The organism is Chelativorans alearensis, from assembly GCF_010993735.1.
Taxonomy (GTDB): Bacteria; Pseudomonadota; Alphaproteobacteria; order Rhizobiales; family Rhizobiaceae; genus Chelativorans; species Chelativorans alearense.
Map to the genome: position 1 here is coordinate 231,868 of NZ_WQNI01000002.1, position 21,212 is coordinate 253,079.

General features: G+C 64.9%; 19 protein-coding genes. 15 read left to right on the forward strand and 4 right to left on the reverse strand.

Annotation, left to right across the window (positions count from 1 at the left end; translation table 11 throughout):
* Positions 1–30 precede the first annotated feature (30 nt).
* Positions 31–726: a DUF1013 domain-containing protein gene (locus GPJ75_RS03940; protein WP_163265337.1), complete on the forward strand. Its 696-nt coding sequence runs from the start codon at positions 31–33 to the stop codon at positions 724–726.
* A 7-nt stretch (positions 727–733) separates the two neighbouring features.
* Here the strand turns inward: GPJ75_RS03940 and GPJ75_RS03945 are convergent, their stop codons facing one another.
* Positions 734–1,180, reverse strand: coding sequence for a thermonuclease family protein (locus GPJ75_RS03945; RefSeq protein ID WP_163265339.1), 447 nt, complete (start codon positions 1,178–1,180; stop codon positions 734–736).
* Positions 1,181–1,305: 125 nt separating this feature from the next.
* On the opposite strand from GPJ75_RS03945, the gene GPJ75_RS03950 reads away from it, so the two are divergent.
* Positions 1,306–2,472, forward strand: a complete 1,167-nt coding sequence (locus tag GPJ75_RS03950) for a diphosphate--fructose-6-phosphate 1-phosphotransferase (protein WP_163265341.1) — start codon at positions 1,306–1,308, stop codon at positions 2,470–2,472.
* A 279-nt stretch (positions 2,473–2,751) separates the two neighbouring features.
* On the opposite strand, the gene GPJ75_RS03955 is transcribed toward GPJ75_RS03950, so the two are convergent.
* Positions 2,752–3,651 (reverse strand): LysR substrate-binding domain-containing protein, encoded by a 900-nt coding sequence (locus tag GPJ75_RS03955; protein WP_163265343.1) that lies wholly within the window; start codon positions 3,649–3,651, stop codon positions 2,752–2,754.
* A 78-nt stretch (positions 3,652–3,729) separates the two neighbouring features.
* Positions 3,730–4,611, reverse strand: coding sequence for a LysR family transcriptional regulator (locus GPJ75_RS03960; RefSeq protein WP_163265345.1), 882 nt, complete (start codon positions 4,609–4,611; stop codon positions 3,730–3,732).
* A gap of 142 nt (positions 4,612–4,753) precedes the next feature.
* On the opposite strand from GPJ75_RS03960, the gene GPJ75_RS03965 reads away from it, so the two are divergent.
* The 3 genes from GPJ75_RS03965 to GPJ75_RS03975 all read left to right on the forward strand — a co-directional run bounded on the left by GPJ75_RS03965 (position 4,754) and on the right by GPJ75_RS03975 (position 7,286).
* Positions 4,754–6,250, forward strand: a complete 1,497-nt coding sequence (locus GPJ75_RS03965) for a CoA-acylating methylmalonate-semialdehyde dehydrogenase (protein WP_163265347.1) — start codon at positions 4,754–4,756, stop codon at positions 6,248–6,250.
* Between the two features lie 236 nt (positions 6,251–6,486).
* Positions 6,487–6,804 carry a hypothetical protein gene (locus GPJ75_RS03970; RefSeq protein ID WP_246248897.1) on the forward strand — a complete coding sequence of 106 codons (318 nt, stop codon included), beginning with the start codon at positions 6,487–6,489 and terminating at the stop codon, positions 6,802–6,804.
* A gap of 164 nt (positions 6,805–6,968) precedes the next feature.
* Entirely contained in the window at positions 6,969–7,286 is a 318-nt protein-coding gene (locus tag GPJ75_RS03975) for a hypothetical protein (RefSeq protein ID WP_163265349.1), read from the forward strand.
* 17 nt (positions 7,287–7,303) lie between these two features.
* On the opposite strand, the gene GPJ75_RS03980 is transcribed toward GPJ75_RS03975, so the two are convergent.
* Complete coding sequence (locus GPJ75_RS03980; protein ID WP_163265351.1) at positions 7,304–7,963, reverse strand: GntR family transcriptional regulator; 660 nt, start codon at positions 7,961–7,963, stop codon at positions 7,304–7,306.
* A gap of 106 nt (positions 7,964–8,069) precedes the next feature.
* Here GPJ75_RS03980 and GPJ75_RS03985 point away from each other — a divergent pair, with 106 nt between their 5' ends.
* From GPJ75_RS03985 to pyc, 10 genes are all read left to right on the forward strand, one after another.
* Positions 8,070–8,963, forward strand: a complete 894-nt coding sequence (locus tag GPJ75_RS03985) for a dihydrodipicolinate synthase family protein (RefSeq protein ID WP_163265353.1) — start codon at positions 8,070–8,072, stop codon at positions 8,961–8,963.
* A gap of 14 nt (positions 8,964–8,977) precedes the next feature.
* Complete coding sequence (locus tag GPJ75_RS03990) at positions 8,978–10,249, forward strand: NAD(P)/FAD-dependent oxidoreductase (RefSeq protein WP_163265355.1); 1,272 nt, start codon at positions 8,978–8,980, stop codon at positions 10,247–10,249.
* A gap of 3 nt (positions 10,250–10,252) precedes the next feature.
* Complete coding sequence (locus GPJ75_RS03995) at positions 10,253–11,254, forward strand: 4-hydroxyproline epimerase (protein WP_163265357.1); 1,002 nt, start codon at positions 10,253–10,255, stop codon at positions 11,252–11,254.
* A 290-nt stretch (positions 11,255–11,544) separates the two neighbouring features.
* On the forward strand, positions 11,545–12,474 hold the full coding sequence (locus tag GPJ75_RS04000; protein ID WP_163265359.1) for an ABC transporter permease subunit: 930 nt from the start codon (positions 11,545–11,547) through the stop codon (positions 12,472–12,474).
* Positions 12,474–13,928, forward strand: a complete 1,455-nt coding sequence (gene livM, locus GPJ75_RS04005) for a high-affinity branched-chain amino acid ABC transporter permease LivM (protein WP_205602459.1) — start codon at positions 12,474–12,476, stop codon at positions 13,926–13,928. Before GPJ75_RS04000 ends, livM begins: the two co-directional genes overlap by 1 nt.
* Positions 13,928–14,989 (forward strand): ABC transporter ATP-binding protein, encoded by a 1,062-nt coding sequence (locus GPJ75_RS04010; RefSeq protein WP_163265361.1) that lies wholly within the window; start codon positions 13,928–13,930, stop codon positions 14,987–14,989. Before livM ends, GPJ75_RS04010 begins: the two co-directional genes overlap by 1 nt.
* Positions 14,986–15,720 carry an ABC transporter ATP-binding protein gene (locus tag GPJ75_RS04015; protein WP_163265363.1) on the forward strand — a complete coding sequence of 245 codons (735 nt, stop codon included), beginning with the start codon at positions 14,986–14,988 and terminating at the stop codon, positions 15,718–15,720. Before GPJ75_RS04010 ends, GPJ75_RS04015 begins: the two co-directional genes overlap by 4 nt.
* A complete protein-coding gene (locus GPJ75_RS04020) occupies positions 15,720–16,073 on the forward strand; it encodes a DUF6867 family protein (RefSeq protein WP_163265365.1) in 354 nt (117 codons plus the stop codon). The genes GPJ75_RS04015 and GPJ75_RS04020 overlap by 1 nt, the downstream gene beginning before the upstream one ends.
* Before the next feature lie 157 nt (positions 16,074–16,230).
* Complete coding sequence (locus GPJ75_RS04025; RefSeq protein WP_163265367.1) at positions 16,231–17,331, forward strand: branched-chain amino acid ABC transporter substrate-binding protein; 1,101 nt, start codon at positions 16,231–16,233, stop codon at positions 17,329–17,331.
* Between the two features lie 251 nt (positions 17,332–17,582).
* The gene (pyc, locus tag GPJ75_RS04030; RefSeq protein ID WP_163265369.1) at positions 17,583–21,047 is read left to right on the forward strand and encodes a pyruvate carboxylase; all 3,465 of its coding nucleotides are present in this window, start codon (positions 17,583–17,585) and stop codon (positions 21,045–21,047) included.
* Positions 21,048–21,212: the final 165 nt, after the last annotated feature.

Consider the following 21,212-nt stretch of genomic DNA (forward strand, 5'->3'; position numbering starts at 1 on the left):
GGACGCGGGCGAGGATAGGATATTTTTGCAATGGCCAATACGCTTCTCATGCCTAAGGCGACCGCCGTCTGGCTGGTGGACAACACGGCGCTGACTTTCGAGCAGATCGCCGAGTTCTGCAAACTCCACCCGCTCGAGGTGAGCGCGATTGCCGACGGCGATGCCGCACAGGGCATCAAGGGCATGGACCCGGTGATGACGGGACAGCTGACGCGCGACGAGATCGCCCGCGGCGAAGCCAATCCGAATCACCAGCTCAAGCTCTCCGAGCCGAAGGTGCGGGTGCCGGAGACCAAGCGCAAGGGGCCGCGCTACACGCCGCTTTCCAAGCGGCAGGACCGGCCCAACGCCATTTTATGGCTGGTGCGCAACCATCCCGAACTCAAGGACGCGCAGATTTCACGTCTCGTCGGCACCACCAAGTCGACCATCGAGCAGATCCGTAACCGCACCCACTGGAACTCGGCCAACCTGGTGCCGATGGACCCGGTGACGCTGGGCCTGTGCTCGCAGATCGACCTCGACCTGGAAGTCCAGCGGGCCGAGCGCTACGCGCCGCCGGCTGCTCCTGCCGGCGATACGCTGCTGCCGGCATCCGAGACCGAGGGCCTGCCCGTCGAAGGGGAGAGAGGTGAGGCGCCGGAGGAGGAAAAGGAACTCGACGCCGACGCTGTGTTCGCCAAGCTTTCCTCGCTCAAGTCGAGCGATGAGGAAAAGGAAGAATAAGCCGCGGTCAGCCGCAGGCGCTCTTCCGCTTGCCGCCGGAATAGGTGCGCACCAGCGCGCGCCCCAGCAGGTGGTCGGCCACCCCTTCGCCCTCCTGCGTCGTCACATCGGCGAGGACGCGGCCGTAATATTTGTCGCCGCCGATGTTGCGGATTTGCACCGTGGCGCCACCGATCAGACGTTCGAGGGCGCTGCGCGATGTTTTCCCCGCAATCTTCTCCCTTTCGCAACGGCTTCTGATCTCTGGCGCGTCGACACCGCGCAGGCGCACGCTTACCGTGACCGTTTGCCCCGGCCAGACATGCGCCTCGGCCACGAAAGTGTCGCCGTCGATGACACGCACCACACGCGCCTCCACAGGACCGGGAAAGAGGTCGCCGGCGATGGCTAGGGTGTCGCCAAATGCGACGAGGACAACGGCCAGTAGTGCGTGAAAAAGTGGCTGAGGCAACATGAAAGAGAATATATTCCTATCTTCGCCGTAGAGCAAGCTGGAAGGGTGCTTGTTCGACCTTGTTTCGGCGGCCGCGCTCGGCCTATCGTGCGGCGAGTAGAAACCCTTTATGAGGCGCAAGCGACATGGCCGAGACATTCGTCATCGCACAGGGCGGCGGGCCGACAGCCGTCATCAACCAGACGGTGGTCGGAGCGACGCTCGAAGCGCGCAGGCGGTTTCCCGGCTCAACGGTGCTGGGCGCTCTGCACGGGGTGCGCGGGGTGCGGGACGGGCGCTTCGTCACCCTGTCCGACCTTGAGGAGGATGAGCTGAGGGCGGTGGCGGCGACGCCCAGCGCCGCGCTCGGCAGCACACGAGACAAGCCGGACGCTGCCTATTGCGAGGCTATCTTGAAGGGTTTGCAGCAGGCGGGAGCGGACGCCTTCATCTATATCGGCGGCAATGATACGGCCGGCACGCAAGGCATCCTCTCGGAAGCCGCTGGCGGGCGCATCGCCTGCGTTCATGCGCCGAAGACCATCGACAACGACCTGGTGGAGAACGATCACACGCCGGGCTTCATCTCCGCGGCCGAATTCGTGGCCGGCGCCTTCCTGAGTGTCGATCTCGACTTCCGGGCGCTGCCTGGCATCTATGTCGGCATCGTCATGGGCCGGCATGCGGGCTTCCTCACTGCGTCGGCGGCTGCCTGGTCGCTTGACGAGGATAGCGGGCCGCATCTCGTCTATGCGCCCGAGCGGGCTTTCGAGCGGGCGCGCTTCATTGAAGACGTGCGGAGCACCCTTGGCCGCCACGGCCGGTGCATCGTCGCCATGTCGGAAGGCGTGGCTGCCGCGGATGGGCGGTCGCTGGTGGAGACGCTGGTGCCGCCGGAGCTGCAGGAGCGCGATCCGCACGGCAACATCCGCCTTTCCGGCACCGACCTTGGCCAGGCGATCGAGCGTATCCTTGCCGAGGACCTCACCGGCACGCGCGCCCGCGTCGACACTTTCGGCTATCTGCCGCGCGGCAATGTCGCAACGATCAACGAAACGGATGCACGCGAGGCTTATGCGGCGGGCGCCTTCGCCGTGGAAGCGGCGGAAAAGGGCGGCGGCTCCGTGGCGCTGCAGTTCGACGGGGAAAGGACCGTCTGCCGGCACGTGCCCCTCGAGGCCGTGGCCGGCAAGACGCGGCATATGCCGGCGGACTTCCTGTACGCGGACGAGAACAGGGTTTCCGGGGCTTGCCTCGACTATCTTCGTCGGCTCATTCCACGCAAGTATGCGGTGGCGAAGCCGTTTGCGTGATATTCGCGGCTGTCCCGGTTATCGGCGCCGGTCGTCTGTACGGGACGGCGGCGTCCCGACCAACGGCGCCAAGCCCAACGGCGCAAGGGTGGTGTAAACGCGCGGGCGGCGTCCGAGCTGCTGGTAGCGGATATCCGTCAGCAACGAGTCGACGAAAGTGCGAACGATTTTCATGTCATCCTCCAATAGGTATGGGGGCCGAGAGTTCTTTCGTGGAGGAAGATAGTGAAATCGGCGCTGCATGCCAGCGACATCGACTCAATACAACTTGACAGAAATTCAAGTCTCGACGGCAAGCTCGTGCAGCCAGCGCTCTGTTCGGCGGGCCGCGGCGGTGGGCGTTACGCCGTTGGGCCGGCACAGGTAGTAGGCGGCACCGCTGGGGTCAGCTGCGCCGAATGGCGCGACCAGCGTTCCGTTCGCCAGGCGATCCTCGATGAAGAGCCGGCGGCCGATCGCCAGTCCCAGTCCCCGCTCGGCGACCCGCAGGGCCTCCTCCTGGCCTTCGATCTCGAAGGTGGCGGCGGGCGTGAGCGTGGATAGCCCGCGCGCCCGGCTCCACTCCTCCCACTCGTCGGGTGAGCGGGTGTTGACGATGAGGCGCGCACGGCTGACGGCGGCATGCGGGTCCTCGTCCTCACGCACCGTCAGATAGCCGGGGGCGGCGACGGGGAAAGCGGTTTCGTGGAGCAGAAATTCGGATGCGACGCCGGGCCACGTGCCCTTGCCGTGGCGTATGGCGAGATCGATCTGGTTGCGCCTGAGGTCGAGCACGCGGGTCGTCGTGACCAGTTGCAGTTCGATGTCCGGATATGCCCGCTCGAAGGCGCTGAGATGGGGGATGAGCCAGGTCGCGGCGAGGGAAGCGGGCAGAGTGAGCCGCACGACCCTGCGCCCCGACCCGCCCAGCAGGGCGTCGGTCGCCGTCTGGATCTGGCGGATCGCCGGGTCGATCGCCTCCAGATAGCGCTGCCCGGCCGGCGTCAGCCGCGCACCGCTGCCGGTGCGCTCGAAAAGCGCCACATGGAGGTATTCCTCAAGGCGCCGCACCTGATGGCTGATGGCGGATTCGGTGATGCCGAGCGCCTCGGCGGCGTCGCGGAAGCGATCGTAGCTGGCGGCGGCATGGAAGGCACGCAGCGCGGCGAAGGGGGGCAGGCGGGGACGCTCCGGAGGCATCGGGAGAGGATGACAGCGGGTTGAACGGATTTCAAGGCGGGGCAGGAGAACGGCGGGTGCCTTTGAGAGCACCGAATCTTAAACGAACAGCGTCCTCTCCTGCTCCACAATTTCGCCGATGAACGCGGCCACCGCCTGGATGCGGCGGGTTGGGCGCATGGATTCGTGGTAGACGAGCCAGTAGCTGCGGCGGATCGGCTCTGTGAAGGGCACCGGCACGAGGTCCCGATAGGCGCGGGCGATGAAGGTGTGCAGGATGCCGATGCCGGCGCCCGCGCGCACCGCCTCCACCTGGCCCATGGCCGAAGAGACGGCGAAGGCGGCGCTCCATTCCTCGGAAATTTCCGCCGCGTAGTCGAGCGTCGGGCTGATGACGAGATCCGGCACGTAGCCGACGAGATGGTGGGCGGAGAGAGCCTCGGCGCTCTCGGGGAGGCCGTGTTCGGCCGCGTAAGCGGTGGAGGCGTAGAGGCCGAGCGTGTAGTCGACCAGCTTGCTGGCGACGAGGCGGCCTTCGGTGGGGCGGTCGACGGTGATGGCGATGTCGGCTTCGCGCCGCGACAGCGAGAAGGAGCGCGGTACCGGCACAAGCTGGATGGCAAGGTCCGGATGGATCGCTGTCAGCCGGCCGAGCCGCGGGGCCAGGAAGGCGACGCCGAAACCGTCCGGCGCGCCGATGCGCACGGTGCCCGAAATCTCCTCGCCCTCGCCGGCGAGTTCGGCGCGGACGGAGATCGTGTCCGCCTCCATGCGCTCGGCGACGGCGAGCAGGCGCTCGCCGGCCGGCGTCAATTCGCTGCCGGTGGTGAGGCGGTGGAAGAGTTTTGCGCCGACGGCTTCCTCCAGCGCGGCGATTCGGCGCGAAACGGTGGCGTGGTTGAGGTCGAGCCGTCTGGCAGCGCCCAGGATCTGGCCGGCGCGGGCCACCGCCAGGAAAATGCGTATGTCATCCCAATTCACCAACACCTCCGATGCGATTTTCCGCACGGCATTTTCTAGCAGTGCTGTAATTTATGCACAACGGATGCGATTTTCCTCGCGTTGCATTCGATCTCCGGAAGCGGGACAATCGCGTCCATCAGCAATGCAGGGAGAGACTCTCATGGAGGACATCGGTCATTTCATCGGCGGCAAGCGCGTCGCAGGTACGAGCGGCCGCTCGCAGAATGTCATGCAGCCCATGGACGGCACGGTGCGCGGCAGGGTGGCGCTCGCGTCAGCCGCGGAAGTGCGCCAGGCGGTGGAAAACGCCAAGGCCGCGCAGCCCGAATGGGCGGCCACTAACCCGCAGCGCCGGGTGCGCGTGCTCATGAAGTTCCTTGAGCTGGTGCACAAGGAGTACGATTCGCTTGCCGAGCTTCTGGCGCGCGAGCACGGCAAGACGATCCCCGACGCCAAGGGTGACATCCAGCGCGGGCTGGAAGTGGTTGAGGTGTGCATCGGCGCGCCGCACATGATGAAGGGCGAATACACGGAAGGCGCGGGGCGCGGCATCGACGTCTATTCGATGCGCCAACCGCTCGGCGTGGTCGCGGGTATCACGCCGTTCAACTTCCCGGCCATGATCCCGCTGTGGAAGATCGCCCCGGCGCTCGCCTGCGGCAACGCCTATGTGCTGAAGCCGTCGGAGCGCGATCCGAGCGTGCCGTTGCGGATTGCCGAGCTCTTCCTTGAGGCTGGGCTGCCGGCGGGCGTGCTCAACGTCGTCAACGGCGACAAGGAGGCGGTCGACGCCCTCCTCGACGACCCGGACATCAAGGCGGTCGGCTTCGTCGGGTCGACGCCGATTGCGCAGTACATCTACGGCCGGGCCACCGCCAATGGCAAGCGCGCGCAGTGCTTCGGCGGGGCGAAGAACCACCTCATCGTCATGCCCGACGCCGACATGGACCAGACGGTCGACGCGCTGATCGGCGCCGGCTACGGGTCGGCGGGCGAGCGCTGCATGGCGGTCTCCGTGGCCGTACCCGTAGGCAAGGAGACGGCGGATCGGCTGGTTGAAAAGCTCATTCCGCGCGTTGAAAGCCTGAAGGTCGGCCCCTCCACGGATGCCTCCGCCGATTTCGGTCCGCTGGTGACGAAGGAAGCGCTGGAGCGCGTGAAGGGCTATGTCGACCTCGGCGTTAAGGAAGGCGCGAAACTCGTCGTCGACGGCCGCGGCTTCACCATGCAGGGCTACGAGGACGGCTACTACATGGGCGGCTGCCTGTTCGACGAGGTGACGCCCGACATGCGCATCTACAAGGAGGAGATATTCGGTCCAGTCCTCTCCATCGTGCGCGCCAACACCTACGAAGAGGCGCTTGCACTGCCGAACGACCACGAATACGGCAACGGCGTCGCCATCTTCACCCGCGACGGGGATGCCGCGCGCGACTTCGCGGCGCGCGTCGAGGTCGGCATGGTGGGCGTCAACGTGCCGATCCCGGTGCCGATCGCCTATTACACCTTCGGCGGCTGGAAGGCCTCGGCCTTCGGCGACCTCAACCAGCACGGGCCCGACGCCTTCCGCTTCTACACGAAGACCAAGACGGTCACCTCACGCTGGCCTTCGGGCGTGAAGGATGGAGCGGAGTTCGTCATCCCGACAATGCGCTGAACGGGCGTTTCATCCCCGCCGGCACAACTGACGCTCGCGCGGAGTTTACCGCCCGCCCCTTGCTGGGGCGGGCGCAAGTATCCATGTCTTCAACAAGGGGCGACGGCCCCGCCGGAACACCGGAAAAAGCAAGGAGCGAAACGGTGGTCGACGAACAGTTGCGCTCACGGGTTCCGGCAAGCTGAGGGCGGCGACGCGCCTCCGTTTGCCGGAACTGACGGCAAAGGAGGTGCCCCATGGCACGCAATATCTCGAAACTCGTTCTGGCGGCGCTGATTGCCGGAACCGCGACAGTGGCCGCCGCACAGCCGCTGCGCTGCGGCCAGCGCGGCAATATGGTGGAATTCCTGGGCGAACGCTTCCAGGAGCGGCAGCACGGCTATGGCGTGGTCGGCAACAAAGCGATTGTCGAGCTTTTCCTTTCCCCTAAAGGCTCTTGGACGATCCTGATGACCGGGCCCGACCGGCAAACCTGCATCGTCGCCGCGGGGGACGGTTGGGAAGACGTTCCCACGGTCGCCGGCCACGATGTGACGTGGCGAGCGCCGGACTGACAGGCGGCCGGCGGGTTTAGCGTAGTGCGGTCCTGTTCTGGTGATCGTCATGGAACGGCCTGCGCCTTTCTCAGTTAACAATCGAGAGACGCGCTGCGGCGCGCAACACCAGAACGCCTCCGCGAGCGGCATGCGGTGCCCGCGCGGCGGCAGGAGGTAGAGATATGAGAAAGGCCATGAAAGCCGGCTTAGGTTTGACGGCGCTGGCTGGCGTCGTGCTCTTTACCGGCGCGCAGCAGGCGACCAGCCAGGGAAATGTTTGCGCACCGCGCAACGAATTGGTCTCGCAGCTCGGTTTTCAGTTCGATGAAAACCAGAAAGCGCTCGGTCAGGTCGGCGCGCAGGTGGTCATGGAGGTATTCGCCTCCGAAAAGGGCAGTTGGACGATCCTCACCACCGATGTCAACGGACAGAGCTGCATCGTTGCGGCTGGCGAAGGGTGGGACGACACCTATGCACGCAACGCCGGCCAGGGCGTGTAAGTCATCGGTCCCGGTACTTATAGCCGCGCTGTTGTCTCCGCATGCTTCCTGAGGAGGCGCATCAGCGCGTCGGCTTCGCGGCCGGCCTCTTTCTCGTCGCCGTCGAGGATGGCGCGGATGATGCGGACATGCTGCTCGGCCGCGTGGGCGAGCCCCGTGTCGGCCTGATAGCGGAACCAGAAGCGACGGCTGTGGGTCTGCAGTGGGGCGGCCACGCGCGCGGCGAACGCGTTGTCGGCCGCCGCCGCCATTGCCTCGTCCAGTTCCTTGTCCGCTTCAAGAAAGACGAGGATGCTACCGGTGACGACGGCCTTTTGCATGCTGACCGCCGCCTCGCGGAAGCGAACTGCCGTGTCCTCCGTTGCGAAGCGCGCGGCTGCGCGCGCCAGAACCACCTCCACCCCACGCCGCGCCTCGATGACCTTCAGCCAGTCGCTGGCGTTCAGCGGCGTGATGGTCAGGCCGGCGCGCGGGCGCACCTCCATCAGCCCTTCCCAAGCCAGGCGCTGGATGGCTTCGCGCACGGGGGTGCGGCCCAGCCCCAGGCGCTCAATCAGGGCGCCCTCGGTGGTGACCGAGCCGGGCGGCAGCTCCAATGTGACCACCATGCGCTCCAAGGCGCGATAGGCTTTCCCGGTTGCGCGCTCGTTCGACTGATCTTTCAATCCAACCGCCATGATCCTTCCGTTGATATATTGCTAATATATCAGGAGGCCTGCTCCATTGACAGGAGGTTTCTCCCGCGTAATATATCACTAATATATCAGACGGAGATCCGTATCAATGTGGAGTGGTGTATTACCCGCGGTCACGACCAAATTCACGTCCGAGGATGCGCTCGATCACAGGGAAATGGAGCGCTGCTTCGGACTTTTGATGGATGCCGGTTGCGATGGGCTCATCGTCGCCGGCTCACTCGGCGAAGGGCCGATGCTCAGCCATGAGGAGAAGCTGCAGGTCCTGAAGACAGCGCAAGGCGTGGCCAGCGGGAAGCCGGTGCTCATGACGGTCAACGAAGCAGCCACGCGCGATGGCGCCGAGCTTGCCCGGCGTGCCGCGGCCGCAGGCGCCGACGGGCTGATGATCGTGCCGAGCCCCATCTATCATACGAACGATCGCGAGACGGTGGCCACGCTCAAGGCTGTTGCCGCAGCTGGCGGCCTGCCGGTTATGATCTACTCCAACCGCATCGCATACCGGGTCGACGTGACGGTGCCGGTTATGGAGGCGCTGGCCGGTGACGAGCTGTTCGTCGCCGTCAAGGAATCCTGCGACGACATCCGTCGCACGACCGACATCATCAACGCCTTCGGCGACCGTTTCGCGGTACTGACCGGCGTCGACAACCTCGCCTTCGAGGCGCTGGCGGCGGGCGCGGTCGGCTGGGTGGCGGGGCTCGTCACCGCCTTCCCGCGCGAGACGGTGGCCATCTACAAGCTGATGAAGGCGGGGCGGATCGACGAGGCGCGGACGATCTACCGCTGGTTCCGGCCGCTGCTCGACCTCGACGTTTCCACCTATCTGGTGCAGAACATCAAGCTGGCGGAGGCGATCGAGATCGGCTCCAACGAGCGGGTGCGCATGCCGCGCCAGCCGCTCGAGGGGGCGCGGCGGGCGCAGGTGGAAAAGACCGTCCGTGCGGCGATTGCCAGTCGGCCCGAGTTGCCGGCGGTGTAGCTGGAGAGGCGAGCGTGGTGGGGCGGAGCACGGTCAAGGACGCGCAGGTCGTTGTCATCGGCGGCGGCATCATCGGCATTGCCGTGGCCGCCTATCTGGCCGAGGCGGGGCGCGATGTGCTGGTGCTCGACCGCTCCGGCATCTGCGAGGAGACGAGTGCCGGCAATGCCGGGGCGCTGGCCTTTTCGGATGTGCTGCCTCTTGCGCACAAGAACATGCTCGCACAGGTGCCGCGTTGGCTGGCCGATCCACTGGGGCCGCTCTCCATCCCGCCCGCCTATCTGCCGAAGTTGCTGCCTTGGCTGTGGCGCTTCATGCGCGCCGGAAGGCCGTCGACGTTCGAGGAGGCTGTTTCGGCGCAGGTGGCGATGATGACGCTTGCCGAGCGCGAATGGTCGGGGCTGATGACCCGCTCCAGCACCGGCCACATGTTGCGCGAGGACGGTTCGCTGGAGCTTTACGAGAGTGAAGCCGAGTTTCGCGCGGCACAGGAAGGGTGGAAGTTGCGCCGACGCTACCACATTCCTTTCCGGCACCTGGAACGGGACGAGATCGCCGAATGCCAGCCGGGCCTCTCGGACCGCTTCGTGCGTGGTACATTCGCGCCCGGCTGGAAGACAGTGTCCGACCCGCAGCGGCTGGGCCAGGCCGTCTGGGCCCATGCAGAACGCCACGGTGCCCGCTTCATGCCGGCCACCGTGGTCTCAGCCAAGACCGAGGGAGAGGGCGTTGCCGTCAGCCTTGCCGGCGGCAAGAAGCTGGCCTGCGAGAAACTGGTGATCGCCGCCGGCGCGTGGTCGCGGCCCTTCGCCGCCGCCTTCGGTGATCGTGTGCCGCTGGAGACGGAGCGCGGCTACAACACAACCTTGCCGGCCGGCGCCTTCGATGTGAAAAGGCAGCTCATCTTCTCCAGCCATGGCTTTGTCGTCACGCCGCTCGACAGCGGCCTGCGCATCGGCGGAGCGGTGGAACTCGGTGGGCTGAAGCGGCCGCCCAACTTTTCGCGCTCGCGCGCCATGCTGGAAAAAGCCGCCCGGTTTCTGCCGGGCCTGAAGACCGAGGGCGGCCGGCAGTGGATGGGCTACCGGCCGTCGATGCCGGATTCGCTGCCCGTCATCGACAGGGCGCGGAACGAGCCGCGCGTCCTCTACGCCTTCGGGCACGGCCACCTGGGGCTGACGCAGGCGGCGGCAACGGGCCGCTTGATCCGCGACCTCGTGCTGGAGCAATCTGCGTCGATCGACCTTCGCCCGTTCAGAGCGGGCCGTTTCAGAGGAGATGGCTGAGCGGTGGCACGGCATTCCTTCTTCTGTATAGACGGACATACCTGCGGTAATCCGGTGCGGCTGGTGGCCGGCGGAGGCCCGCAGCTTTCGGGCGACAGCATGATCGAGCGGCGCGCGCACTTCATGGCCGAGTACGACTGGATCCGCACGGGGCTGATGTTCGAGCCGCGCGGCCACGACGTGATGTCCGGCTCCATTCTCTACCCGCCGACGCGGGAGGACTGCGACGTGGCGGTGCTCTACATCGAGACAAGCGGATGCCTGCCGATGTGCGGCCACGGCACCATCGGCACCGTCACTTTCGCCATCGAGCATGGGCTGGTGAAGCCGAGGACGCCGGGCATCCTCAGGCTTGACACCCCGGCCGGGCTGGTGGTGGCGGAGTACCGGCAGGAGGGCGCGCATGTGGAGGAGGTGCGCATCACCAACGTACCGGCATTTCTCCATGCGACGGACCTCGAGGTGGAGTGCCCGGATCTCGGCACCCTCAAGGTCGATGTCGCCTATGGCGGCAACTTCTACGCCATCGTCGATGCCCAGGAAAACTTCCGCGATATCGCTGACCACACTGCCTCGGACCTCGTGCGCTGGAGCCCGGTGCTGCGCGAGCGGCTCAACGAGGCTTACGAGTTCGTGCATCCCGAAGAGCCCTCGATCCAGGGCCTCAGTCACATCTTGTGGACGGGCGCGTCGACGCAGGACGGGGCACATGCCCGCAACGCCGTCTTCTACGGCGAGAAAGCTATCGACCGCTCGCCCTGCGGCACCGGCACCTCGGCGCGGATGGCGCAACTCCACGCCAAGGGCCGGCTCAAGGCGGGAGAACCCTTCGTACACGAATCCATCATCGGCTCACTCTTCAACGGCCGCATCGAAAGGCAAGTGGAGGTGGCGGGGCGAAAGGCGGTGGTGCCTTCCATTGGCGGCTGGGCGCGCATGACGGGTCTCAACACAATCTTCATCGACGATCGCGACCCTTTTGCGCATGGCTTCACAGTGCGCTAGCCGAAGAAAGCCGTTGTCGGATGGTGCGCGAAGGCGCAAGAATGTGGCACTCACGCCATTTTTATCGGAGAATCCTTCGAAAGAATCTGAAAAATCTGGCGCTCAAGGCAAGGACATTGCACAGTGCCGGTGTTAGCTTCCGCGCCGACATGCCCTTCTGCGGGGTGGCACGGGAGAATATAAGGTCGACGGGACACGCTGGGCGCTCTAGTTTCGGCAACCTGAACGGCTAGGGGAATAACAACAAGGAATGCGTCCTGGCGGCGACATTCCAGGGAGTACCGCAAGATATGGAATATTTTGTCCAGCAGCTTATCAACGGGCTGACGCTGGGTTCCATCTATGGCCTGATCGCCATCGGCTATACGATGGTCTACGGCATCATCGGCATGATCAACTTCGCCCATGGCGACATCTTCATGATCGGCGCGTTCATCTCGCTGGCCGTGTTCCTGTTGCTGACTTCGGTGCTGGGCTTCGCCTTTCTGCCGGTCGTGCTGTTGATCGTGCTCATCGTCGCCATGCTATTCACCTCCGCCTGGGGGTGGACGGTGGAGCGATTGGCCTACCGGCCCTTGCGCGGTTCCTTCCGCCTGGCGCCGCTGATCACCGCCATCGGCATGTCCATCGTGCTGCAGAATTTCGTGCAGATCACCCAAGGCGCGCGCGTCAAGCCCCTGCCGCCGCAGATCCGGGGCGGCATCACGGTTATGCAGGGTTCCACCGAGGCCGGCACCATCGTCGTGCAGCTCTCCTACATGCAGATGATCATCATCGTCACCACGCTGGTGCTGATGACGGCCTTCACGCTGTTGATCGCTCGCACCTCGCTTGGCCGTGCGCAGAGGGCATGCGAGCAGGACCGCAAGATGGCGGCGCTGCTCGGCGTCAACGTCGACCGCACCATCTCCCTCACCTTCGTCATGGGGGCCGCGCTTGCCGCGGTGGCGGGGCTGATGTTCCTGCTGCTCTACGGCGTGATCGACTTCTATATCGGCTTCCTCGCCGGCGTTAAGGCATTCACGGCGGCCGTGCTCGGCGGCATCGGCTCGCTGCCCGGCGCCATGCTGGGCGGGCTGCTGATCGGCCTCATCGAGGTGTTCTGGTCGGGCTATTTCACGGTGGAGTACAAGGACGTGGCGGCGTTCTCCATCCTCGCCATCGTGCTGATCTTCCTGCCCTCCGGCCTGCTTGGCAAACCCGAAGTGGAGAAGGTGTGATGGCAAGCTCCACGACGGGAGTGAAGGTGTCGGGAAAAAAGCCCGCGGGCGACCAGGCCGAGACGCCGAGCCGCGGCCGTGCGCCGAGCCCGGCGGGGCCGGGCGGCGGCGGCAGGTTCCAGGGCTCGCTTCGCGACGCGGCCACGGCGGCTTTCGTCGCCGGCGTGCTCGGCTTCTTCTTCATCGGCCTGCGGACGGACATCGCGCCAGGCGGGCTCGACATCAAGGCGCGCTGGACCGCCTGGATCGTGTCCATCCTCGTGGTTTTCGCGGGCCGGCTGGCGCTCAACCTCTTCGTCTTCAAGGCGGAACGCCCGGTCACGCTGGGGCTGGGAGCGCAGCTCTCCAGCGTCGGCGAGACGCTGCCGGGGCTCAGCAAATGGCTGGTGCGCTTGCTCCTGGTCTTCGCCCTGGTGCTGCCCTTCTTCCTCATGACGGTCTTCCCGAGCAAGCAACGCCAGTTCATCGATCTCGCCATCCTCATCATGACCTACATCATGCTCGGCTGGGGACTGAACATCGTGGTGGGGCTCGCCGGGCTGCTGGACCTCGGCTATGTCGCCTTCTATGCAGTCGGCGCCTATTCCTTCGCCCTGCTCTCGCAATATTTCGATTTCGGTTTCTGGATGGCGCTGCCGTTGGCGGGGCTGCTCGCCGCGTTCTGGGGCATCATTCTCGGCTTTCCGGTGCTACGCCTGCGCGGCGACTATCTGGCGATCGTCACGCTCGCCTTCGGCGAGATCATCCGCATCGTGCTCCTGAACTGGTATCAGTTCACCAACGGGCCGGACGGTATCTCGGGCATCCCAAAGCCAACTCTCTTCGGGTTGGAGTTTTCGCGCGGCGAGGATGGTTTTGCGGCATTCTTCGGTCTCGAATATGCGCCGATTCACCGTTTCATCTATCTCTACTACATCATCCTCGCCTTGGCGTTGATCACCAACGTGGTGACCATCCGGCTCAGAAAGCTGCCCATCGGGCGCGCCTGGGAAGCATTGCGCGAGGATGAGATCGCTTGCCGGTCGCTGGGCATCAACACCCGCAACACGAAGCTTACCGCATTCGCCATCGGCGCCATGTTCGGCGGCTTCGCGGGATCGTTCTTCGCCACACGGCAGGGCTTCATCTCACCGGAAAGCTTCACCTTCATCGAATCGGCGATGATCCTCGCCATCGTGGTTCTGGGCGGGCTGGGCTCGCAGATCGGCGTGGTCATCGCTTCCGTTGCCATGATCGGCGGCATCGAGATGCTGCGCAACCTGGGTTTCCTGACGCAGATATTCGGGCCCGGCTTCGACCCGGTCCAGTATCGCATGCTGATCTTCGGCTTGGCGATGGTGCTCATCATGGTGTGGAAGCCGCGCGGGCTGGTTTCGACGCGCGAGCCCACGGCGGTGCTCAAGGAGAAGAAGCTGATCGGCGCTGACGCGGTTGCACAGGGTGAGGGTCACTGATGGTTCCGGCGACTGAGAAGAACGCACCCGCGGGCGCCGCAGCGCGGAATTGGGAGCACGATCCGGTCCTGTCGGTCGAGCATCTGACCATGCGCTTCGGCGGGCTGGTGGCTGTCGGCGATCTGTCCTTCGATGTGGGGCGCGGCGACATCACCGCCCTCATCGGGCCGAACGGCGCCGGCAAGACGACAGTGTTCAACTGCGTGACTGGCTTCTACAAGCCGACCGAGGGGCGCATCATCATGCGCCACGGCCCGGGCCGGCAGGAAAGCACGGTGGACGCGGTGACGGCCAGCGGGCTCAGATGGAAGAAGGAGAGCGGCTCCGGCGTCTTCCTGCTCGAGCGCATGCCCGACCACGAAATCTCGTACAAGGCCAAGGTTGCCCGCACATTCCAGAATATCCGGCTGTTCGGCGGCATGACGCTTTTGGAGAACCTTCTGGTAGCGCAGCACAATCCGCTGGTGATCGCCTCCGGCTTTACCTTCGGCGGCATTTTCGGGCTGCCCAGCTACCAAAGGGCCGAGCGGGCAGCCATCGACAGGGCCGTCTACTGGCTGGAGCGCACGCATCTGATCGACCGTGCCGACGACCCTGCGGCCGACCTGCCCTACGGTGCGCAACGGCGGCTGGAGATCGCCCGGGCCATGTGCACCGGGCCGGAGCTCCTGTGCCTGGACGAGCCGGCGGCGGGGTTGAACCCGCGCGAATCGGCCGAACTCAACGCGTTGCTCAAGTTTATCTGCGAGGAACACAAGACCTCGGTGCTCCTGATCGAGCATGACATGGGCGTGGTGATGGAGATCTCCGACCACATCGTGGTGCTCGACTATGGCGTAAAGATCTCCGACGGCGACGCGGAAACGGTGCGTACCGACCCCAACGTCATCGCCGCCTATCTCGGTGTCGAGGAAGAGGAGGAGATCGACATTCCGGAAGTGCTGGAAGACGTGGCGGAAACGGTCGGCGACCCTAGCGCGATCGACCTCAAGTCGAAGGGTGGTTCATCCAAGCCGAAATCCCGCGCAAAACGCGGCAACGGCAAGGGAGGCAAGGCATGAGGGCGGCGGCGGAACCCTTGCTTTCGGTGCGCGGCGTCGAGACCTATTACGGCAATATCATTGCGCTGAGGGGCGTGGATCTGGAGGTGAGCCGCGGCGAGATTGTTACCATGATCGGCGCCAATGGCGCCGGCAAGTCGACGCTGATGATGACGATTTGCGGCGATCCAAAGCCCCGCAGCGGCCAGATCCTCTATGACGGCACGGACATTACCGCCATGCCGACGCACGAGATCATGCAGCTCGGCATCGCCCAGTCGCCCGAGGGCCGGCGCATCTTCCCACGCATGACGGTGATGGAAAACCTGCAGATGGGGGCCTCGCTGGTTGATCCCAACCACTTCGAGGACGATCTGAAGCGCGTCTCCGAGCTTTTCCCGCGCCTCAAGGAACGGCTGCATCAGCGCGGCGGCACGCTTTCGGGCGGCGAACAGCAGATGCTGGCGATCGCGCGCGCCTTGATGGGGCGGCCGAAGCTCTTGCTCCTCGACGAGCCGTCGCTTGGGCTGGCGCCGCTGATCGTCAAGCAGATCTTCGAAACGATTCGTGAGCTCAACGAAAATGAGGGGCTTACGGTATTCCTGGTCGAGCAGAACGCCTTCCATGCGCTTAAGCTTGCCCATCGCGGCTATGTCATGGTCAACGGTAACATCACCATGAGCGGCACGGGCGCCGAACTGCTCAAGCGCGAGGAAGTGCGCGCGGCCTACCTCGAAGGCGGGAGGCACTGATGGAAAACGAGAACGCACTCCTGTGGGAAGTCACCTTCTGGGAGTTCCTGTTCGTCACGGTTATGCTAGCCGGCAGCGCGGCCTATCTGACGGGGCGCGCCATCGCTCGGGCTTGGCAGCCCAACCTGCAACTCGCCTTCTACATCGTTCTTCTGGCCGGAGCGACGCGCTTCATCCACTTCGCCCTTTTTGGCGGCACGCTGCTGACGGTGCATTATTATATCGTCGATCTCATCGTGCTCCTCGGCATCGCCTTCATCGGCAAGCGGATCGCGCGCGCCCGACAGATGTCCACGCAGTATAGTTTCTCCTACACGCGTAGCGGCTTGCTTGGCTGGAGAGCCAGGAGCTGACGAGATTGATGATTAACCGGCGGAAACCCTTTATTTCAACTCGAAATTGGGATTTGATGCCGGTTAAGCGGGTAGACCCCGCATCGGCTGAACCGGAAAGCCGAACACCATTTCCGGAAAGCTGTGGGAACCTCTGGTGTTTTTCAAGGGAGAAGTCATGAAGAAGGCTCTTTTGGCTGGCGCTGCGCTCAGCCTGGTGATGACCGGATCCGCCTGGGCAGAAATCGTCATCGCGACCGCAGGCCCGATGACGGGTCAGTACGCCTCCTTCGGCGCGCAGATGAAAGCCGGCGCCGAACAGGCCGTCGCCGATATCAACGCAGCCGGCGGCGTCAACGGTGAGATGTTGAGGCTGGAAGTGGGCGACGATGCCTGCGACCCGAAACAGGCGGTCGCGGTGGCAAACCAGTTCGCCGGCTCGGGGGTCACCTTCGTAGCCGGGCACTTCTGTTCCGGCTCGTCGATCCCGGCGTCGAACGTCTATGCCGACGAGGGCATCCTCCAGATCTCGCCCGCCTCCACGAACCCGGCCTTCACGGACGAGCGTCCGGGGCCCGGCGTCTACCGCGTCTGCGGCCGTGACGACCAGCAGGGCGCTGTCGCGGGCCAGTTCCTTGTCGAGAATTTCCCCGACAAGAAGGTGGCATTCGTCCACGACAAGACGGCCTACGGCAAGGGTCTTGCCGACGCCACCATGGCGGCTTACGAGGCGGCCGGCGGCTCGCCGGCTCTCTACGAGGCTTACACGGCCGGCGAGAAGGACTACACCGCCCTCGTCTCCAAGCTGAAGCAGGAAGGCATTGGCGTCCTGTATGTCGGCGGCTACCACACCGAAGCCGGCCTGATGGCGCGTCAGATGCGCGAGCAGGGCATGGACACCATCCTGGTCTCGGGTGACGCACTGGTGACCGACGAGTACTGGGCCATCACCGGTGAGGCCGGCGAAGGCACGCTGATGACCTTCTCGCCCGATCCGCGCAAGAACGAGGTCGCCAAGCCGGTCGTCGACGCGCTTCTTGCCGCGGGCAAGACGGCCGAGGGCTACGCGCTCTACACCTATGCGGCTATCCAGGCCTGGGCGCAGGCGGTCGAGACGGCCGGTTCTACGGATTATGATGCGGTCGTGGAGGCGCTGGATGCCGGCAAGTTCGAAACGGTGCTCGGCGAGCTCGAGTTCGACGACAAGGGCGACGTGACGCTGCCCGGCTACGTCTTCTATGAGTGGAAGGACGGCGAGTACGACTACCTCGAACAGTAAGCCGCAAGGCTAAAGACTGTTATGGCGGCCCGGCATTTCTCATGCCGGGCCTTTTTTGTTTTCGGCGTTCCGCGCGCCGCTCGATCGCCCGGTGTCGAGAAGGTTTGCACTGCAGCAACACGCGCGCTAATCATTGACCCGACCAAGGGACCCAGGCATCTTCCGCGTATGCTGCGCAGCTTTGCCATGAGCTAACGATGCGTATTGCATAGCGGCCGCCCTGGCCCTGCCCTGCCAGCCGGAGCATGCCAGTGCAGATCAAGAAACTCCTCGTCGCCAACCGTTCCGAAATCGCCATCCGCGTCTTCCGCGCCGCCAACGAGTTGGGTATCCGAACGGTCGCCATATGGGCGGAGGAGGACAAATATTCGCTGCATCGCTTCAAGGCGGACGAATCCTATCAGGTGGGCCGCGGCCCGCACCTGGAGCACGATATGGGGCCGATCGAGAGCTATCTCTCGATCGATGAGGTGATCCGCGTCGCCAAGCTGTCCGGCGCAGATGCCATCCACCCCGGCTACGGCCTGCTCTCCGAAAGTCCGGAATTCGCCGAGGCATGCGTTGCGAACGGCATCGTCTTCATCGGCCCCAAGCCGGAGACCATGCGCCGGCTCGGCAACAAGGTGGCCGCCCGCAACCTTGCGATGGAGGCGGGCGTGCCAGTTGTGCCGGCGACAGAGCCGCTGCCGGACGATCTGGACGCGGTGGCGAAGATGGCGGGCGAGATCGGCTTTCCCGTCATGCTCAAGGCATCCTGGGGCGGCGGCGGGCGCGGCATGCGCGTCATCCGCTCGAAAGCCGACCTCAAGCGCGAAGTGATGGAGGCCAAGCGCGAGGCCAAGGCCGCCTTCGGCAAGGACGAGGTGTATCTGGAAAAGCTCGTTGAGCGCGCCCGCCATGTCGAGGTGCAGGTCCTGGGCGATACCCACGGCAACGCCGTGCACCTTTACGAGCGCGACTGTTCCATCCAGCGGCGCAACCAGAAGGTCGTGGAGCGCGCGCCGGCGCCCTATCTCGATGAGAAACAGCGGGCGGAGCTGTGCGGCTACGCACTGAAGATCGCCGAGGCGACCGACTATGTTGGCGCCGGCACGGTCGAGTTCCTGATGGATGCCGATACCGGCGCCTTCTACTTCATCGAGGTCAACCCGCGCATCCAGGTCGAGCACACAGTGACCGAGGAGGTGACCGGGATCGACATCGTCAAGGCGCAGATCCGCATCCTCGAAGGCGAGCGCATCGGCAATCCGCGCTCCGGCGTGCCGGCGCAGGCCGACATCAAGCTCAACGGCCACGCCCTGCAATGCCGCATCACGACCGAGGATCCGGAACAGAATTTCATCCCCGACTACGGCCGTATCACCGCCTACCGCGGGGCGACCGGCTTCGGCATACGGCTTGACGGCGGCACGGCCTATTCGGGCGCGGTCATCACCCGCTTCTATGATCCGCTGCTCGAGAAGGTGACAGCCTGGGCGCCGACATCGGACGAGGTGATCCTGCGCATGGACCGGGCGCTGCGCGAGTTCCGCATCCGCGGCGTTGCCACCAACCTCACCTTCCTCGAGGCCATCATCAGCCACAAGCAGTTCCGTGACGCCACCTACACGACGCGCTTCATTGACGAGACGCCGGAACTCTTCACCCAGGTCAAACGCCAGGATCGAGCGACGAAGCTCCTGAACTACCTGGCCGACGTGACGGTGAACGGGCACCCCGAAGCGCGCGACCGGCCACGGCCGAACCCGGAGGCCGCCGCGCCGCGCGTGCCTTACGTCGATGCGGCGATCCCCGACGGCACCAAGCAGCGCCTTGACCGGCTGGGGCCGGAAGGCTTCGCCAAATGGATGCGCGAGGAGACGCGCGTGCTGGTGACCGACACCACCATGCGCGACGGGCATCAGTCGCTTCTGGCGACGCGGATGCGCACCTTCGACATCGCCGCCATCGCCGGGGTCTATGCGCGCGCGCTGCCGCAGCTCCTGTCACTGGAGTGCTGGGGCGGTGCGACCTTCGATGTTGCCATGCGCTTCCTCACGGAGGACCCGTGGGAGCGGCTAAACCGTGTGCGCGAAGCAGCGCCGAACCTGCTTTTGCAGATGCTTCTGCGCGGGGCGAACGGCGTCGGCTACACCAACTACCCCGACAACGTGGTACGGTATTTCGTGCGCCAGGCGGCAAAGGGCGGCATCGACCTGTTCCGAGTGTTCGACTGTCTCAACTGGGTGGAGAACATGCGCGTGGCGATGGACGCCGTGCGCGAAGAGGACAAGCTGTGCGAGGCCGCCATCTGCTATACGGGCGACATCCTCGACCCCGACCGGGCCAAGTACGACCTGAAATACTATGTGGCCCTCGCCAAGGAACTGGAGGCGGCGGGGGCCCATATCATCGCCATCAAGGATATGGCCGGGCTCCTGAAGCCTTCCGCCGCGCGGGTGCTCTTCAAGGCGCTGCGCGAAGAGACAGAGTTGCCGCTCCATTTCCACACCCACGATACCTCCGGCATCTCCGCCGCCACGGTGCTGGCGGCGGTGGAGAGCGGTGTGGATGCAGTGGACGCGGCAATCGATGCGTTGTCCGGCAACACCTCGCAACCCTGTCTCGGCTCCATCGTCGAGGCGCTGAAGGGGGACGAGCGCGACACCGGCCTCGACCGCGAATGGGTGCGCCGCATCTCGTTCTACTGGGAGGCCGTGCGCAACCAGTACGCCGCCTTCGAGAGCGACCTCAAGGGGCCGGCCTCCGAGGTCTATCTGCACGAGATGCCGGGCGGCCAGTTCACCAACCTGAAGGAGCAGGCGCGTTCGCTGGGGCTGGAAACGCGCTGGCACGAGGTGGCGCGCGCCTATCACGACGTCAACATGATGTTCGGCGACATCGTCAAGGTCACGCCGTCCTCCAAGGTGGTGGGCGATATGGCGCTGATGATGGTGAGCCAGGACCTCGCCATCGCCGATGTCGAAAACCCGGCCAAGGACATCGCCTTCCCGGATTCGGTCGTCTCCATGCTGCGCGGCGATCTGGGACAGTCGCCCGGCGGCTGGCCGAAGGCGCTGCAGAAGAAGGCGCTGAAGGGCGAGAAGCCGATCACCGTCAGGCCCGGCTCGCTGCTTGAGCCGGCCGATCTCGAGGCCGATCGCAAGGAACTGGAGGAAAAGCTCGGCCGCGAGGCGAGCGACTTCGAGTTCGCCGCCTGGCTGATGTATCCCAAGGTTTTCCTCGACTTCGCGACGGCGACCGAGACCTACGGCCCCGTCAGCGTGCTGCCGACGCCGATCTACTTCTACGGTATGGCGCAGGAAGACGAGATCTTCGTCGACATCGAGCGCGGCAAGACGCTGGTCATCCGTTGCCTCGCCGTTGGCGAGCCGGACGAAAAGGGCATGGTGACCGTCTTCTTCGAGCTGAACGGCCAGCCGCGCCGGGTCAAGGTGCCGGACCGGCTGCACGGTGCCTCCGCGCTCGCCGTGCGGCGCAAGGCGGAGGCCGGCAACGAGGCGCATGTCGGCGCACCCATGCCCGGCGTCGTGTCGTCCGTCACCGTCAATACTGGCCAGGAGGTGAAGGCGGGCGACGTGCTTCTTTCCATCGAGGCGATGAAGATGGAGACCGCGATCCACGCCGAGCGCAACGGCACGATCTCCGAGGTGCTGGTGAAGGCCGGTGACCAGATCGACGCCAAGGATCTGCTCGTGGTCCTGCAGAATGGCTGAACTGGTATTAGACGAGGGGTGTTAAATCGATTTAACCCAGCCGTGCCGACGTCTGATTGATTGACCGTTGGTGGTGCGTCGATGTTCAGGCTGGATCCTCGGGTCAAGCCCGCAAACGATCGATATAAAGAGCCATTGGTACACCTCCCTTTCCGAGGTCAGCTA